Here is a 14,793-nt window from a genome sequence, read left to right as displayed (position 1 = left end):
ATCCGGCTGATTTTTCGATGAGCGGACATCATTTGAGCGGCCTTTCGAGTTGGCACGGCGAATGCACTCACTATCGCGCATCAAGCTTGCAGGCATGTCGCCTGGTTCATACGGATTGGTAAGCTTGGAGGGCAGTGCCTAGCCAGCCGACGGTTTTGCAGCCGGAAAACTGACGACGACCGCGAGGCCTGGACGGCGGTCTTCCAGGGCAATGGATGCGCCGTGCAGATCGGCTATGGCGCGCACCAGGCTAAGCCCAAGGCCGCTGCCGGGCGTCGAGCGGCTATTGTCGAGCCGGTAGAGCCGTTGGAATACTTTTTCACGCTCCTCAATCGGAATCCCCGGGCCGTCGTCGCCGACTTTCGCAAGAACGCGGTCGTCCTGCCGGGTCACCGACAATTCGATGACGGTGCCTGCCGGGCAATGCCGCAAGGCGTTCTCCACCAGATTGGCGAACATCTGCGTCAACAATTCCCAATCGCCGTGGATCTGACATTGTGCGCCTTGAAAGATTTTTGCCGTCAGCGACTTTCCGTCATCCTCGGCAACGTCCGCATAGATTTCGGCAATGCTCTCGACGACGCCATTGACGTCCAGATCGATGAAGCGCGCCTTGCGCGCTCCAGCCTCGATCTGGGCGATGCGCAGCAAGGCATCGAACGTCTCATTGATCTGGAGCCCTTCCGCCCGCGCGTCCGCCAAATCATCGGAAACCGCTTCGCCCAAAGCGGTCTTGTCGGCGGCGGCTTCCAAAATCATCTGCAGGCGGTTCAGCGGCGTCTTCAAATCATGCGCGATGTTGGCGCTGACCTGCTTCATGCCTTCGACCAGCGCCGACAGCCGGTCGAGCGCAGCGTTGACCTGGGCGGAAACCCCGTCAATATCGTCGCCGTTGCCAACCAGGGGAATGCGGGCGTCAAGCCGCCCATGCGACACATCGACCATAGTGGCGGCGATACCGTCGAGGCGGCGCTGGACACGCGAGGCCAGCAAGGCGCCGCCGGCCACCGCCAGACCGGTGATGATGAGGGTTCCCCAGCCGAAGCTCATCAGCACAATGCTTTCCAGCTCTTCGGTCTCGGAAAGGCTGAAAGCGACCGTCAGACTGTTTCCGCCAACCGAACCGGACCAGGCCCTATAGACGGTGTCGGCTGGCACGCCGGGCATGGTGGCCTCAAACATCGAGAAGCCGTCGGGAAGGTCCGCCGCGGTAAAGTTGCCGGCAAGATGATTGCCGGCCGGACCGGTCAGCGAGAACAGCTGCTCTTTCTTGGTTGAGAGCGCCGCGTGGCTGTCGACCGTGGCAACCAGATCCTCCAGGTCGCTTTCGGCATAAGTTACCGCCACCACGGAATAGGTCTCTTTGATGGATTCGTCGAGCCGCTGGGCAAGGTCGGCGCTCATCAGCTGATAGACGATGGCGCCCGACAGGATAAAGGCAAGCACGAACAGGAAGCCGAAGGTCAATGCAAGCCGGAAAGGCGTGCTGCGCAGCAGGCTGGGGCCCGATCCATCCCGGTAGAAACGGGATGGGACTCTATCTTCTTGTTTGGCCATGATCTTTTCCAACAACCGGGCCCACTTTTTGGGATCATGGTCTAGATAGGCGCATGCAGACTGTAGCCGGTGTTGCGGACCGTATGGATAAGCTGGGTTTCGAACGGCTTGTCGATCTTGGTCCTCAGCCGGCTGATATGGGTTTCGACGACGCTCGTCTTGGGATCGAAATGGAAATCCCAGACGCGTTCCAGCAGCATGGTCCGGGTGATGACGCGGCCTTCGCCACGCATCAGCACTTCGAGCAGGCTGAATTCCCGCGGCTGCAGGTCGATCACATGCCCCTGCCTGGTGACGCGGCGCATGATCAGATCCATTTCGAGATCGGCGACCCGCAATGCGGTCTTCTGCTCCTGCGCCGGCGGCCGGCGGCCAAGGGCGTTGATGCGGGCGAGCAGCTCGGAAAAGGCGAATGGCTTGACGAGATAGTCGTCGCCGCCGGCCTCCAGTCCTTCGACCCGGTCATCGACGCCACCGACCGAGGTCAAAAAGATCGCCGGCGTTCGCACCCCGGCGGCACGCACCGCCTTGATCATCGACAGGCCGTCCAGGCCGGGGATCATCCGATCCGCTATGATCACGTCATAGGCGTCGCGTGTCGCGGCAAACAGCGCGTCATGCCCGTTGCGCAGCAGATCGCAGACATGCCCGGCTTCGCTCAGTCCCTTGACGACGTAGTCGGCCGTCCGTGGGTCATCCTCAACAAGGAGAAGTCGCATCTCTGTTCCGGTCTGTTGCCGAGGCTTTGTCAGTGCGGCATGCTAGCACCGGCGGCGGTCCGTTCCTAGAATATCCGCCAGCGCCTGGTGGCTCGTCGTCGTTGCACATGCCCACAGTGTCATCCGACCGGATCGCGCGCAGGAACAAGCATCCTGCGCAGCACGGCGTCTTTCAGAATAAAATGATGGAAGAGTGCCGCACTGGCATGAATGCAGATCAGGACGATGAACACCGGCTTTGCCCAGGCATGGATATCGCCCATCCAGCCCCAGAGATGAAAGGCCAGAAGCCCGGAAACAGGAACAGCGACGAGAAAGCCGTAGAACAGTGCATGCGTTGCGCGTGAGGCGAAAGCCATCCATTTCGGCATTGTCGATTGCGGCTTGGGCGCACCGACAAAGAGGCGGACGGCCAGTCGCACGAACACCAGCAACAGGATCGCCAGGCCGACCCAGTAATGGGCGGACCCCATGGTCTGCTCGTAGGTTGACAGTCGGCGTCCTGCCGCTGCCGCATCGACATAGGTTGTCATGTTTTCCCCGAACAGGAGCTGGAACAGGACAAGCGCCGCTATCGTCCAATGCAGGCTAATTTGGAGGCCGCTATAACCGGATTTCTTGGAGTTCATTCTTCTGTCCATGAGGTGAGCGCGATAGCTGCCCATAGCAACCCACGGCAGGGATCCGTGACGTTTTGGCGCGTTCTCGTCGCGTCAGGCGGGTGTGCAGATGCTTGATTCCTACTCCGATTCAAGCAGGATTTTGTCGGCCTCGTCGGTGTCCTTCTTCAGGCTCATGTAGAGAACCAGGGCGATGATGCAGCCAAGGAAGAGGATGCTGGTCAAGGTGGTGCCAAAGCCTAGGCCGCCATATTCGACCGGCTGCGAGAGCAGGTCGCCGAATGAAGCGCCCAGCGGCCGCGTCAGGATGTAGGCGAGCCAGAAGGCAAGGATGCCGTCCAGTTTGAGAACATAATGGGCAAAGGCGATCAGCGCGATGACGCCGCCAAACAACAGGCCGGTGGTGAGGTAGCCCATGTCGAACTTTTCGGCGACCAGATCGCCTGCCGCGGTGCCCAGCGAGAAGGTGAACAGTATCGCCAACCAGTAGAAGATCTCACGCCTGGTGGTGAAGATCGTGTGGATGGACAGGGTCCTCTCGCTGGCGTACCAGACCGCGAATGTTGCGGCGAGCGCGATGCTGAATGCAATCGTCGTCGTTTCAAGCCGCACCCCGAAATTGTCGACGAGATTGTCGGTGATCAGCGTGCCGACAACGCTGATCAGCACGACCGCCAGCCAGTAGGCCCATGGCACATAACGTTTCTGCGCGAATTGAAGGATGAGCGCGACAATCAGGATGCCGGTCATGATCAGCGACGTAACGGTGAGCCCGAGGCCGAGATTGACGGCGAGATAGTCGGCCGCCGTCTCGCCCATGGTCACCGCCAAGAGCTTGATCAGCCAGAAATCGACGGTGACATCGGGAACCCGGTTAAGAGCAGGCGCGACCCATCGGGCGGCTGGCGAGAGCATGGCTGTATCCCTGTCGTTGATGGAGAAGGTAGGGTCGACTTACTTGCCCAGGATTTTCATGGCCTGAGCGAAGAAGTCGTCGGCGCGCTTGTCGTCGTCGGCGTTGCAGCGCTCGATTCCCTTGGTCTCCAGCTCGGAAACCTTGGTCTTGTCCGTATCGCTGAGTTTCGCCGTTGCTTCTGCTGCCCTCAGATCCTTGAGCGAGGTTTCGCAAGGGGTCGTGGCTGCGGATGCTGATAAAATCGGGTTGGCGATGGCAACTGTACGGAGCGCGAGGGCGAGAACCAGTCTGTTCATGTGATATCTTCCCTATTTGGCGCCGGGGTTCCGGCAGTGTCGATCAAGCTCTGGCCAGTCGACCGGCAGCAGCGACTACCGGCAGCAGCGACCATAGGGAGGCGAGTTCGCCGGCATCTGTCCGGTGGTTTACTTTTTTGTAAGAATTCGAGAAAACCCGTCGATTGCCTCGCCATCAGGCGGCGGAAAGAGTAGCTGGTTACGCGCAACGACACTTCGGCCCACCCATAGACTTGCCAGAGCCGCGGGAAACCAATGACCTACGCCTCCCTCAAACCTTCACCAAAGGCATTCGACCAGCACAAGCGCCTCATCGTTCTCCAGGTAGCGGCCGTCCTGGCCATAGCGCTGCTGCTGTTTGTCAAGCCGTTCCTGAGCGAAGGGTCGAGCGGACACGAGTTCGTCGAACTGCTGGGCGGCCTCCTCATCCTCATTTGTGTCGGTGGCCGTCTGTGGAGCATTCTCTATGTCGGCGGCAGAAAGAACGAAGAGTTGATTTCCGCCGGGCCATTTTCGATGACCCAGAACCCGCTCTACTTCTTCTCAACGATCGGCGCGGTGGGCATTGGGCTGATATATGGATCCGTCGTGGTGGCCGTGGCACTTGGCCTAGCCAGTTTCGTCGTTTTTCGGGTGACGGCGCGCAAGGAAGCTGAATTCCTGCTGGGAAAGTTTGGCCCCGCTTATCTGGCGTATGCGGAGCGAACGCCGCGCTTCTGGCCGAACCCGCTGTTGTTTGCCGACCAGGCCGAACGACAGTTCTCAACGCATGCCTTGAAGCGAACATTCTATGACGGGCTTTATTTCCTCGCCCTTTTTCCGGTGATCGAAACGGTCGAGCATTTTAGGAATGGCGGCTTCCTGCCGACACTGTTCACCCTCTATTGATCAATGCATAAATCTGCTGCCATTCGCCCACGCTCGTCGCTATCAACTGGGACAGTAGCGACCGTTTTCGCTAAAGACATAAGAGCATCGACTGATTTTCGGCACTTGGCGCAATACAGACCGGGACTTTGCGATATCGGATGGTCATTTACCGGAAGGGCACTAGCGGGACGGCGGCCAACGGAAAAACCCATCTCCCAACATTGGCCAAAACATTTTCGCCGGACCCCCTTGTAGACGCACTCTTTCGCGATGTGGCTGTCGGCCGTTGAGACGGATTGCATTGAATGCGTATTTTACTTGCTGAAGACAATCGCGAATTGTCGACATGGCTTGCCCGCCTGCTGCGGCGCGATCATTACGTGATCGACTGCGTCTATCGCGGCGACGATGCCGACCTCGCACTCGCCAGTCAGGACTATGCGCTGGTCATCCTCGATCTGGCCTTGCCGCATCTTGATGGCATCGAGATCTTGCGGCGGCTGCGAAGTCGCGGCAGCACAACGCCCGTCATCATTCTCACCGCCAACGATGCCGTATCGAGCCGGGTGCGTGGCCTCGACAGTGGCGCCGACGACTATCTGGTCAAACCGTTCAACGTCGATGAATTCGAGGCGCGCGTCCGCGCGCAGCTGCGGCGTGGTCGGGCAAACTTCGACCCGATGGTGCGGTTCGGCACGCTCGCCTTCGACACGCAGGCACGTGCCTTCACCCTCGGCGAAAGCCCGCTTCATTTGACCGCTCGCGAACATGCCGTGCTTGAAACGCTGATCATGCGCGCCGGTCGGCCGGTCCAGAAGACTATGCTCGCCGAGAGTATCTTCGGCTTCGACGACGAGACAAATCCGAACGCCCTGGAAATCTGCGTTCACCGCGTCAGGAAGAAGCTGGAGGGCAGCGGCATGGCGATCACCACTCTTCGCGGTCTCGGCTACGCCCTGCGAATCGACGATGGCCACTAGAAGCCTCCAGCGTGAACTGCTCGCCTGGCTCGTCGTGCCACTGACGGCCGTCGTCTCGTTCAACGTGTGGACGACCTACAAGAATGCGGAGGAAACCGCCAATCTGATCACCGATCGAACCCTTCTGGCATCGGCTCGGGTAATCGCGGAAAACATTCGCGAAAACGACGGCGTGCTGGAAGCGCCGATCCCGCCGGCTGCGCTGGAAATGTTCGCATCCGATCAGCCCGACCGCGTCGTCTACCGCGTGACGACACCACGTGGCCAAGTCATTGCCGGCTATCCCGATGTCATCGCACCGCCTGGCCAACCCGCCGATCTCAATCCGGTCTATTTCGAAACGACGTTTCGCGACCAGCCTGTCCATGCGGTTGCCATTGCCCAGCCCATGGTCAGCAAGCAGAACCCGGGCAATGCAATGGTGGCGGTCGGTCAGACGTTGAGGGGGCACGACAAGCTGATGACCGGCCTATGGCTCAAGGCGCTGCGCGACCAGGTGCTGCTCGTCGCGGCTGCCGGCCTGCTCGGCGTTTTCGGGCTGCGCCGTGGCTTGGCGCCGATCCTGCGCCTTCGCAACGATGTGATGGAGCGCGATCCGGCGGAACTGAAGCCTTTCGCCGCCGACACTGTCCAGAGCGAATTGCGCCCGCTTGTCGAAGCGCTGAACGAGGCCTTCAACCGCATCCAGCGCCAGATGGCCACGCAGAGGCGCTTCGTCGCCAACGCCGCGCACCAGTTGCGGACGCCGCTGGCGCTGTTGAAGACGCAGGTCAGCGTCGGCCTGCGCGAACGCGATATCGGCACCAAGGATGAAATTCTGGCCGCGGTCGACATGTCTGTCGATGGCATGGCGCGGCTGTCGAACCAGCTTCTTTCACTTGCCCGCGCCGAGCAGGGTAGCTCTTCGCTGATGAAATCCAGCGTCGATTTCAGCGCCGTGGCCAGGGATGCTCTCGAGGGGTTGGCGCAGGCGGCGCTGTCGCGCAACATCGACCTCGGATTCGAGTCCGAGGGAGATGATCTCATCGTGTGGGGACATCCGACCTTGCTTCGCGAACTTGTCGTCAACGTGGTCGACAACGCCCTGCGCTACACCCCACAAGGCGGCTCGGTCACCGCAAGGATCGGCCGCGATGCGAGCTGGATCGTGCTGCAGGTGGAAGATACGGGACCGGGCATTGCCGAAGGCGACAAGGAAAAGGTGTTCGAGCGCTTTTATAGAGGGTCCGAACCGGACAGCGAAGGCACCGGCTTGGGTCTCGCCATCGTGCGCGAGATTGTCTCGTCGCATGACGGCGAGATCGCGCTCGCCAACCGCAAGCCGCTGCCCGGATTGAGCGCCCAAGCCAAGCTGCCCGCCTACCAGGCAGCCCAAGCCTGATTCAGCTTCCCGACTTGGTTCAGGTCATTGCGTCTCGTGCAGGGGCTGCGGACGCCATTTCGCCAGCCGGTCCTCGACCATCGTCATCAGATATTCCGCACCGAGCGCCACCACCATGACGATGACGATCGCGGCATACATGCCGGCCGCGTCAAAGGAGCCCTTGGCGATGTTGATAAGCAGGCCGATGCCGTAGCGCGAGCCGACGAACTCGCCGACGATGGCGCCGATTATGGCAAAGCCGAAGCTGACATGCAGGCTGGCGAAGATCCAGCTCATCGCCGACGGCACGATCACCGAGCGTGTCAATTGCCAGTCGGAAGCGCCAAGGATACGGGCGTTGGCGATCATCGCCCGGTCGGCTTCGCGCACGCCCTGGAAGGCGTTATGAAAGACCACGAAGAAAACCATGACGAAGGCGAGCGCCACTTTCGAGGCCAGCCCCAGGCCCAGGATCATGATGAAGATCGGCGCCAATACCACGCGAGGAATGGAATTGATCACCTTGATGTAGATGGAAAAGATATCCGCGGCCATGCGGTTGCGGCCAAGCGCGACGCCGATGATGATGCCGGTAACCGAACCGGTCACGAAGCCGATAGTGGCTTCCTCCATGGTGACAAAGAGATGGTACCAGAGCGGTCCTTCCGACGTTCCTTCCGTCGTCCATTCGTAGAGCCTGGCCGCGATCGTGCTCGGCATCGCGTAGAAGAACGGATCGATCCAGGCGAGGCGGCCGGCGATTTCCCACAAGGACAGGAAGATGACGAGGATGGCAATCCGCCAGAAGATTACCGTGCGGCGGCGGTGCTTCGCCGCCTTTGCGGCGGCGGCTTCGATTTCGGCGTCAGAGGTTCCTGGCCTGAAGCTTCCGGCGCTGACGTCGATGGCAGCATCAGTCATAATGTTCTCCCTCAGGCGGCGGCCCGCGCATAGCTGGTCTCGACCTCTTCCTTGAGATCGGCCCAGATTGTGCGCGAATAATTGATGAAGCTCTGCTCGTAACGGATATCGGCGACGACGCGCGGCCGCGGCAGATCGATGGTGTAGACCGACTTCACTGTCGCCGGACCAGCAGTCAGCACATAGACCTTGTCGGCCAGGGCGATCGCCTCCTCCAGATCATGGGTGACGAAGACCACCGAGGCCTTGGCCTGCGACCACAGCCGCAGCAGCTCTTCATGCATGAGCACGCGTGTCTGCACGTCGAGTGCGGAGAACGGCTCATCCATGAGCAGAATCTCGGGGCCGTTGATGAAGGTCTGGGCGAGCGCCACGCGCTTGCGCATGCCGCCCGAAAGCTGGTGCGGATAATGCTGCTCGAACCGCGACAGGCCGACGCGCGCCAGCCAGTCGCGCGCCGCGGCCATGGCCGCCGACCTCGGCCTGCCGCGAAACAGCGGGCCCGCCATGACGTTCTCGATCACCGTGCGCCAGGGAAACAGGGCGTCGCTCTGGAAAACGAAGCCGATGCGTGGGTCTATTCCCTTGACTGGGCCGCCCATGACGCGAACCTCGCCGGCGCTTGGGGCTGCTAGACCGGTGATCAGGTTGAGGCTGGTCGACTTTCCGCAGCCGGTCGGGCCGACGACGGCGACGAATTCGCCACGCTCGACTGTCATGGTGAAGTCGCGCAACGCGGTCAGCGATTTGCCGGTGGGGGAGAGGAAGCGGCGGCTGACATTGATCAGCTCGATCGCCGGAACGGTTTTTTCGGCAGCCATGATAAAGATACTCCAAGGCCCAGCGGTCGCCGCGCGGGAGATCGCCGGACGCAGAAACAGGATGGATCCGGCGCGAGGCTCGCGCCGGCGATGTCGGCTATTTCACGTTCTTGACGAACTCGGTGGTGTAGGTCTTCGACAGGTCGATCTGCTTGCCCTGCAGGTCCTTCTTGAAGGCCGAGAGCACGGTTAGCACCGTTTCCGGGCCGCCTTCCGGCATGACGCCGTCGGCGGTGAACATTGCTTTGCCGGCGTCCAGCGCCTTCACATAGCCTTCCTTGTCGCCGACATAGTAGTCCTTCGGCATCTTTTCGGCGATCTCGGCGCCGCTATGGGTGTTGATGAACTTCAGTGTCTTGACGAAGGCATTGGCCAGCTTCTGCACCGTCTCCTTGTGGGCGTCGACCCAGTCCGTTTGCATGTATAGGGAAGCAGCCGGATAGGTGCCGCCGAGCGCGGCTTTGGTACCTTCCATCGTACGCATGTCGACAAGAATGGAAGCTTCGCCGGTCTTCAGAAGCCGGGTGATCGTCGGTTCGGTCGTCATGCCGGCCTGAATCTTGTCCTGCTGCATAGCGGCGATGAAGGTGTTGCCGGCGCCGACCGGAACCGAAGTGAATTCACCGAGCTTCAAGCCGTTCTTGACCGCAAGATATTCCGTCAGGAAGTTTGTCGAGGAGCCGAGGCCAGTCACGCCAAGGCTCATTCCCTTGAAGTCGCCGGGCGATTTGATCTCAGGATGCTTTGTGGAAACGAGTTCGACTTCTCCGGGCGCCTGGCTGAACTGGACAACGGATTCGACGAATTTGCCCTTCGCCTGCAGATCGATGCTGTGGTCGTAGAAACCGACCACCGCCTGCACGGCCCCGGCCAGCATCTCGTTCTCGGCATCGACGCCGGCCGGCTCGTTCAGCAATTCGACATCGAGACTTTCGTCCTTGAAGTAGCCGAGCGCTTCCGCCAGCTTGGCGGGCAGATAGATCTGCTTCTCGTAGCCACCCACCATGATGGAGATCTTATCGTCGGCGCGAGCCGATGGTGCGGACAGGGCTATGGTGGCGACGAGTGCAATTGTAGCGGCTGAATCAAGCAGTGTTCGCTTAGGCGACATGGCCTCTTCCCTTGGTTCGGTTCCCGCGTCCCTCTCTTCTCCCATCGCTTTTGCGACATTGCGAGGACGCGCGGCATAGTTATGGCATCAACCTTTCATCAACCTGTCAAACGGGAACGCGAACGGCTTCAAGGTTTGGAGTTCTGCCGCAGCTGTGCAGCGCGGCGAACGCTGTGCAACAGGATGGCGAGGCAACCAATCAACAGCAGGGCAGCGCCGAGCAGCGGGGGCAGCCCCAGCAGCTTTACAGCCGCCGCGATGACTGCCACCAGAACCAGCGCCAGCAGCGCCAGACTGCCGTCATCGACGAACATGCCAAGGCATTCCTTGGCTGCGAGCCGAATGACGTTCATCGGGCGAGCTCTCCGGTGAGTGTGGGGTAGGTGCTGCGCAGCCAGCGCACCATGGCAAACGACGCCAGCGCGACGATAGCGAAAATGGGGAGCAAAGCGAGATCGGCGCCCGGCCAGTCGGCGCCAATCCCTTCGCCGGTCCAGAAGATGCCGAAGCTGGTCAGCATCAGCCCGACGACGAATTTGAGCGCATTCTCCGGCACCCGCGCCAGCGGCCGGTGGACCGCCAGGCCGATAAGCATCACCAGGAAGAACGCCGCCAGCGCGCCGAGGCCGGCGTAAAGCGTGTGCCCGTGTGCTGCTCCGACGGCAATGACGATGAACACCACCTCGACGCCCTCGAGGAGCACTGCCTTGAACGACGCCAGTCCAGCGAGGTAGTCGGCGCGGCGGTCGTTTGCCTGCTGGTGCAAGGCAGCGGTTTCCCTGGAGAACGCCGCCGCCTCGTCATGTATGGCGATGACGCCAACAGCGCGCAGAATGGCTTTTCGCAGCCAGCGCATGCCGAACAGGATCAGCAGCACCCCGACGACGAACTGCAGCGTGCTGATTGGTACGAGTGCCAACACTGGGCCGAACGCCAGCACCAGGGCCGTCAGCACCGCCAGCGCCAGTGCGGCGCCGGTGAGCGCCGGGCGCCAGCTGCGCGTCAGCCCGACAGCAAGCACGATGGTGAAGGCCTCGACGACCTCGACGAAGGACGCCAGGAATGCCGCCGTGACCGTCGAAAGGATGGGTGTCAGTGTCTGCATGGAGGTTTCTGTCTCGTTTGACCCAATGCTCATCGCAACCTCTAACATCCGGGATGTTGCGACGACCGTTTGAATCCGCCCATCGCGCCGCGATCAACTCGTGAATTCGCCGACCTCAACTAAGGCATGACAGGATCATCCTCAGCCAGCCGCCGCCTTGGACCTCGACGTTTTGATAGCTGCTCGTCTCATTGTTGGCACATAAGGAGCTAGAGAATTCTTGTCGCCAGGTTGTCCAGCCGGGAGTTCTCACGATAGGCCAATCGCACCATAACGGCACCTAAGACGCCCGTCACTGCGCCGCCGATTACGTCGGTGAGGTAGTGGGTCCCAATGTAAATTCTCGACCAACAAATCAGAAATGCCAGCAGGGACAGCACTAACGTCCGGCGCGGCAGAGCTTGCATCGCAAAGGCCGCAACGATTGCGATGGCTGCGGTCGCGTGATCGGATGGGAATGACCAGTCCGCGCTTGGCGCAATCAACAGGTGGGTCACACCGGCATCGTAGGGGCGGATGCGATGCACGAAAAGAAGAATGAACTGGTTGATCGCAAGGCCGAGCAGAAATGCCAGACCGGCCGACAAGGCAGCATGGCGCACATGGTAGCGGTCGACCTTCGCCCACCATTGCAGAACCACAGCCAGCACCATCAGCGGAACGCCGATCTGTGAGACGCCAATCATTGCTCTATCTAGGAAAGGGCTGAGCCCGGCTGCCGCGTTGATCCAGTGGGTGAGAGCTGCATCCATTGTTTGCTACTTCCGTTGTTGTCGATCGCGAGGTGAATTTTGTGAAAGCAGTAGACGAACGCCGCATCCATCAGATCTTCGAGCTCAGCATCTGGCTTAAAGGGGCGCATGCCCTGATCGAATGCGTGGGCGGGATCCTGCTTTATGTCGTCACCACCGACGCCATTGCCTCCTGGGTCAATACATTCACCCAAGAGGAATTGATCGAAGATCCGAACGATTTCATAGCTGGCTATCTGTCGCAGATGGCAAGCCACTTTTCCGTCGCCAGCAAGGAGTTTTATGCCTTCTACCTGCTTAGCCACGGCCTGATAAAACTGCTGCTCGTTGTCGGGCTTTTGAGAGGCAAGCTGTGGTCGTATCCGGCATCGCTTGCGGCGCTGGGCGCATTTATGTGCTATCAAGTCTACCGCTACTCCTACACCCATTCGTTCGGCCTGCTTGTCCTGACCGTCTTCGATGCTGTCGTCATGGTGCTGATCTGGCATGAATGGAAGGTCGTGCGGCAGCACAAGCCGGCATGACAGCGAAGTTTCTCGCCGCTGAGTTGGGAACGCATCAATCTCACCGGCATCGACCCTGGGATTGAACACCACATGCCCGAAGGCTCCAGAACGCTTCGCTTGCCAGCACCAATCCGACGGGCCGCGTGATGTTCATATTTACGTGCCTCCTCCGGTGTCGCCCGGTCCTCGCCGGCGTCGATGCATAGTTGCACAGCCTCCCGCCACTTAGGCCCCATCTTGGTCCACTTCATGAGTTCCTCGGCGGCACCCTCGACATTGTTGCACCCGTAGGTGACCCCAGGTCGGTCGGTTTTAGCGTACACCGGAGCGGAGAACCAACGGGTTGCCATGACACCTTCTCCTACGGGGGGAGATACATCTTGGCTTCCTTAGCGGCAGCCTCGAAGGCCTTTCGTACCACCTGAGGGTCAATCGGATCGCCCTCCAGATCTGAAAGGCAGAGGGTCACCGCCTTTTGCCAGCGAGGTCCTCTCCGAGTCCACGTCTTGAGCTGCTCAAGGGCTGCCTTGGCATTGTTGCAGCCACGCCTGTCGCCGGTTTCAGTCTTCACGAACACCGGAGGGACGAACCAATGGGTTGCCATTGAGGGATAATTAGAGGGGGTGAGAATGTTTGGAAGGATGTCTGAGCTGGTGATCGACTTTGGCTCGCGCGAAGAGCCACACGACCTGCTAATCAGGAAAAAGCATGCCCTCCTCCTCGGCAGCCTGCTCGAACGCGTGGCGGGCCTGCATTGGGGACACCTTACCGCTCAAGGCATCCACACAGACGCGCACCGCCTCTTGCCACCTAGAGCCACGCTTGGTCCACAAGACGAGTTCCTCAGCCGCAGCCTGAACGTGGTGGACCGCGTAGCGGAAGCCTTTATGTTCCGTCTTAACGTACACAGGGGGTGAGAACCAGAGGATTGCCATGGGTGGAATTTAGCGAACGACGTCTTCTGCAGCCAGCCTCCGGTCGGGGAGCATTTGGTGGAATTCCTGAGGCTGAGCGGATGTTGAAGTAATTGGCCGTCAGCCACCAGCCCTAATCAGCTTCCCCTCCTCCTCGGCGGCAGCCAGGAATGCCTTGCGGGCCTCCTCAGGTTCCATCTCGTCGGCAATAACAGTCACGCAAACGCGCACCGCGAGGTTCCAGTGAGGGCCACGGTTGGTCCACTTCAGGAGTTCATTAGCTGCTGCCACTGCGTTGTTGACGTGGTGTGTCAGGCCGGGACCTTCAGTCCTGACGGGAACCGGAGGGGAGAACCAATGGGTTACCATGGGGTCACTCTTTGCGGACCGATGAAGTCCCCTAAGCAAGTTTTGCTCATCCGACAGCGTTCGTTCTGATGATAAAGTGAGCAGCTTTCGAAGGAAACTGCGGGCAGCTTCTGACCTCTGCATTGTTCTCTCGACTTCAACCATGATTGTATCGACCCAACTTCTGTATTTTGTCGGGAACTAATAAGAGATCAACCGACGATTTCGTGTGGAATGGTGGGCTCAGGAACGTTTGGTAGGAATTTCTGAGCGGGGGATCGGATAACTGGCTAGCGCGAGGACCCCCGTGCCCGCTTCGTTTCCTGCACGGTGCGCGCCCGGCGCGGTGCGGAGCATGCATCAAATTGTTCCTGAAGGCGCGACGGTGAAGCGGCATTCGGAACGACGGCACGATAGCCGCCGTAACCGCCTTCCCGAGCAGTCCCTCGCCTCGGCGGCTTACGTCCGATCCACGCCGTCTGCGAGGGCCGGAATAGCGAGGTCATCGAAGCGGCGCCATCCTACAGCGAGTTCAGCGCGGCCTGAAGGTCAGGCCGCAGCGCGGCGGCTCGATACCGGCCATAGCCGACGTTCACGAGCAGCCCGTCCTCGCACATCCGGGAGAGATGGCATCGTGGGATGGCGATGTCAGTGAGATCGCGTCCGCACCTCGCCGCGCCCTTGCGCCAGAGCAACGGCGCGATCCTGGAGTGACGGCGGCCGCCCGCCTGCAAGGCGTAGCGCTTCTGCGCGGTCACGATCAGGTTTTCGCATTTGATGCCGCTGTGGCGCGTCTCGGCGTAGGGCTACGGCGAATTCGTATTTCTCAAGATGCGATGGATGTCGCGTCTTTCGGCGACATGATTTTGTCGCGGTCACAGGCTTTAGTCAGGCGAATAGGAACGCCCGAGCTGATTTTGCCGCGAATTCGCCCCGATCTTGAAGAGGAGTACTGACACGTATGGTCGCTAGCCGTTTTTGCCAACCCTAAGGA

19 protein-coding genes are annotated in these 14,793 nt (G+C 60.3%); 4 read left to right on the top strand and 15 right to left on the bottom strand.

Translation table 11 applies throughout. The features are described 5' to 3' along the window. Nucleotides 1–138: 138 nt before the first annotated feature. The 5 genes from NKH04_RS26380 to NKH04_RS26360 all read right to left on the bottom strand — a co-directional run bounded on the left by NKH04_RS26380 (nt 139) and on the right by NKH04_RS26360 (nt 4,108). Complete coding sequence (locus NKH04_RS26380) at nt 139–1,557, bottom strand: HAMP domain-containing sensor histidine kinase (protein ID WP_353023209.1); 1,419 nt, start codon at nt 1,555–1,557, stop codon at nt 139–141. A 41-nt stretch (nt 1,558–1,598) separates the two neighbouring features. Next, nucleotides 1,599–2,276, bottom strand: a complete 678-nt coding sequence (locus NKH04_RS26375; protein ID WP_352542763.1) for a winged helix-turn-helix domain-containing protein — start codon at nt 2,274–2,276, stop codon at nt 1,599–1,601. A gap of 119 nt (nt 2,277–2,395) precedes the next feature. Next, on the bottom strand, nt 2,396–2,905 hold the full coding sequence (locus NKH04_RS26370; protein WP_352542764.1) for a cytochrome b: 510 nt from the start codon (nt 2,903–2,905) through the stop codon (nt 2,396–2,398). 111 nt (nt 2,906–3,016) lie between these two features. Next, the gene (locus tag NKH04_RS26365; protein ID WP_352542765.1) at nt 3,017–3,811 is read right to left on the bottom strand and encodes a COG4705 family protein; all 795 of its coding nucleotides are present in this window, start codon (nt 3,809–3,811) and stop codon (nt 3,017–3,019) included. Between the two features lie 39 nt (nt 3,812–3,850). Beyond that, entirely contained in the window at nt 3,851–4,108 is a 258-nt protein-coding gene (locus NKH04_RS26360) for a hypothetical protein (protein WP_353045197.1), read from the bottom strand. Nucleotides 4,109–4,363: 255 nt separating this feature from the next. On the opposite strand from NKH04_RS26360, the gene NKH04_RS26355 reads away from it, so the two are divergent. From NKH04_RS26355 to NKH04_RS26345, 3 genes are all read left to right on the top strand, one after another. Continuing rightward, the gene (locus NKH04_RS26355) at nt 4,364–4,996 is read left to right on the top strand and encodes a methyltransferase family protein (protein ID WP_352923628.1); all 633 of its coding nucleotides are present in this window, start codon (nt 4,364–4,366) and stop codon (nt 4,994–4,996) included. Between the two features lie 287 nt (nt 4,997–5,283). Then, entirely contained in the window at nt 5,284–5,958 is a 675-nt protein-coding gene (locus NKH04_RS26350) for a response regulator (protein WP_352542768.1), read from the top strand. Beyond that, complete coding sequence (locus NKH04_RS26345; RefSeq protein ID WP_352542769.1) at nt 5,948–7,339, top strand: sensor histidine kinase; 1,392 nt, start codon at nt 5,948–5,950, stop codon at nt 7,337–7,339. The genes NKH04_RS26350 and NKH04_RS26345 overlap by 11 nt, the downstream gene beginning before the upstream one ends. A gap of 24 nt (nt 7,340–7,363) precedes the next feature. Here NKH04_RS26345 and NKH04_RS26340 read toward each other — a convergent pair whose 3' ends face one another. The 6 genes from NKH04_RS26340 to NKH04_RS26315 all read right to left on the bottom strand — a co-directional run bounded on the left by NKH04_RS26340 (nt 7,364) and on the right by NKH04_RS26315 (nt 12,031). Beyond that, nucleotides 7,364–8,242, bottom strand: a complete 879-nt coding sequence (locus tag NKH04_RS26340; protein WP_352542770.1) for an ABC transporter permease — start codon at nt 8,240–8,242, stop codon at nt 7,364–7,366. 11 nt (nt 8,243–8,253) lie between these two features. After that, a complete protein-coding gene (locus tag NKH04_RS26335; protein ID WP_352816312.1) occupies nt 8,254–9,063 on the bottom strand; it encodes an ABC transporter ATP-binding protein in 810 nt (269 codons plus the stop codon). Between the two features lie 97 nt (nt 9,064–9,160). Next, nucleotides 9,161–10,174, bottom strand: a complete 1,014-nt coding sequence (locus NKH04_RS26330) for an ABC transporter substrate-binding protein (RefSeq protein ID WP_352923631.1) — start codon at nt 10,172–10,174, stop codon at nt 9,161–9,163. Nucleotides 10,175–10,302: 128 nt separating this feature from the next. Then, nucleotides 10,303–10,527, bottom strand: coding sequence for a hypothetical protein (locus tag NKH04_RS26325; RefSeq protein ID WP_352542773.1), 225 nt, complete (start codon nt 10,525–10,527; stop codon nt 10,303–10,305). Further along, on the bottom strand, nt 10,524–11,279 hold the full coding sequence (locus NKH04_RS26320) for a COG4280 domain-containing protein (protein ID WP_353023216.1): 756 nt from the start codon (nt 11,277–11,279) through the stop codon (nt 10,524–10,526). The genes NKH04_RS26325 and NKH04_RS26320 overlap by 4 nt, the downstream gene beginning before the upstream one ends. A 209-nt stretch (nt 11,280–11,488) precedes the next feature. Further along, a complete protein-coding gene (locus tag NKH04_RS26315; RefSeq protein WP_353045196.1) occupies nt 11,489–12,031 on the bottom strand; it encodes a phosphatase PAP2 family protein in 543 nt (180 codons plus the stop codon). A gap of 41 nt (nt 12,032–12,072) precedes the next feature. Here NKH04_RS26315 and NKH04_RS26310 point away from each other — a divergent pair, with 41 nt between their 5' ends. Next, a complete protein-coding gene (locus tag NKH04_RS26310; protein WP_353045195.1) occupies nt 12,073–12,555 on the top strand; it encodes a DUF2127 domain-containing protein in 483 nt (160 codons plus the stop codon). 343 nt (nt 12,556–12,898) lie between these two features. Here the strand turns inward: NKH04_RS26310 and NKH04_RS26300 are convergent, their stop codons facing one another. The 4 genes from NKH04_RS26300 to NKH04_RS26285 form a co-directional block, all read right to left on the bottom strand. Beyond that, nucleotides 12,899–13,141 carry a DUF982 domain-containing protein gene (locus NKH04_RS26300; protein WP_352542856.1) on the bottom strand — a complete coding sequence of 81 codons (243 nt, stop codon included), beginning with the start codon at nt 13,139–13,141 and terminating at the stop codon, nt 12,899–12,901. 88 nt (nt 13,142–13,229) lie between these two features. Continuing rightward, nucleotides 13,230–13,472, bottom strand: a complete 243-nt coding sequence (locus NKH04_RS26295) for a DUF982 domain-containing protein (protein WP_352542855.1) — start codon at nt 13,470–13,472, stop codon at nt 13,230–13,232. 99 nt (nt 13,473–13,571) lie between these two features. Then, nucleotides 13,572–13,964 (bottom strand): DUF982 domain-containing protein, encoded by a 393-nt coding sequence (locus tag NKH04_RS26290; protein ID WP_352542854.1) that lies wholly within the window; start codon nt 13,962–13,964, stop codon nt 13,572–13,574. A 356-nt stretch (nt 13,965–14,320) separates the two neighbouring features. Then, nucleotides 14,321–14,557, bottom strand: a complete 237-nt coding sequence (locus NKH04_RS26285) for a hypothetical protein (protein WP_353045193.1) — start codon at nt 14,555–14,557, stop codon at nt 14,321–14,323. Nucleotides 14,558–14,793 lie beyond the last annotated feature (236 nt).

It is taken from the genome of Mesorhizobium sp. M1365 (assembly GCF_040317865.1).
Taxonomy (GTDB): domain Bacteria; phylum Pseudomonadota; class Alphaproteobacteria; order Rhizobiales; family Rhizobiaceae; genus Mesorhizobium.
This window is presented reverse-complemented; position numbering and strand designations above follow the sequence as displayed.

Excerpts from the sequence above, each read along its gene's own strand:
- NKH04_RS26380 (WP_353023209.1), bottom strand. The coding sequence starts at position 1,557 with ATGGCCAAACAAGAAGATAGAGTCCCATCCCGTTTCTACCGGGATGGA.
- NKH04_RS26375 (WP_352542763.1), bottom strand. The coding sequence starts at position 2,276 with ATGCGACTTCTCCTTGTTGAGGATGACCCACGGACGGCCGACTACGTC.
- NKH04_RS26370 (WP_352542764.1), bottom strand. The coding sequence starts at position 2,905 with ATGAACTCCAAGAAATCCGGTTATAGCGGCCTCCAAATTAGCCTGCAT.
- NKH04_RS26365 (WP_352542765.1), bottom strand. The coding sequence starts at position 3,811 with ATGCTCTCGCCAGCCGCCCGATGGGTCGCGCCTGCTCTTAACCGGGTT.
- NKH04_RS26360 (WP_353045197.1), bottom strand. The coding sequence starts at position 4,108 with ATGAACAGACTGGTTCTCGCCCTCGCGCTCCGTACAGTTGCCATCGCC.
- NKH04_RS26355 (WP_352923628.1), top strand. The coding sequence starts at position 4,364 with ATGACCTACGCCTCCCTCAAACCTTCACCAAAGGCATTCGACCAGCAC.
- NKH04_RS26350 (WP_352542768.1), top strand. The coding sequence starts at position 5,284 with ATGCGTATTTTACTTGCTGAAGACAATCGCGAATTGTCGACATGGCTT.
- NKH04_RS26345 (WP_352542769.1), top strand. The coding sequence starts at position 5,948 with ATGGCCACTAGAAGCCTCCAGCGTGAACTGCTCGCCTGGCTCGTCGTG.
- NKH04_RS26340 (WP_352542770.1), bottom strand. The coding sequence starts at position 8,242 with ATGACTGATGCTGCCATCGACGTCAGCGCCGGAAGCTTCAGGCCAGGA.
- NKH04_RS26335 (WP_352816312.1), bottom strand. The coding sequence starts at position 9,063 with ATGGCTGCCGAAAAAACCGTTCCGGCGATCGAGCTGATCAATGTCAGC.
- NKH04_RS26330 (WP_352923631.1), bottom strand. The coding sequence starts at position 10,174 with ATGTCGCCTAAGCGAACACTGCTTGATTCAGCCGCTACAATTGCACTC.
- NKH04_RS26325 (WP_352542773.1), bottom strand. The coding sequence starts at position 10,527 with ATGAACGTCATTCGGCTCGCAGCCAAGGAATGCCTTGGCATGTTCGTC.
- NKH04_RS26320 (WP_353023216.1), bottom strand. The coding sequence starts at position 11,279 with ATGCAGACACTGACACCCATCCTTTCGACGGTCACGGCGGCATTCCTG.
- NKH04_RS26315 (WP_353045196.1), bottom strand. The coding sequence starts at position 12,031 with ATGGATGCAGCTCTCACCCACTGGATCAACGCGGCAGCCGGGCTCAGC.
- NKH04_RS26300 (WP_352542856.1), bottom strand. The coding sequence starts at position 13,141 with ATGGCAACCCATTGGTTCGTCCCTCCGGTGTTCGTGAAGACTGAAACC.
- NKH04_RS26295 (WP_352542855.1), bottom strand. The coding sequence starts at position 13,472 with ATGGCAATCCTCTGGTTCTCACCCCCTGTGTACGTTAAGACGGAACAT.
- NKH04_RS26290 (WP_352542854.1), bottom strand. The coding sequence starts at position 13,964 with ATGGTTGAAGTCGAGAGAACAATGCAGAGGTCAGAAGCTGCCCGCAGT.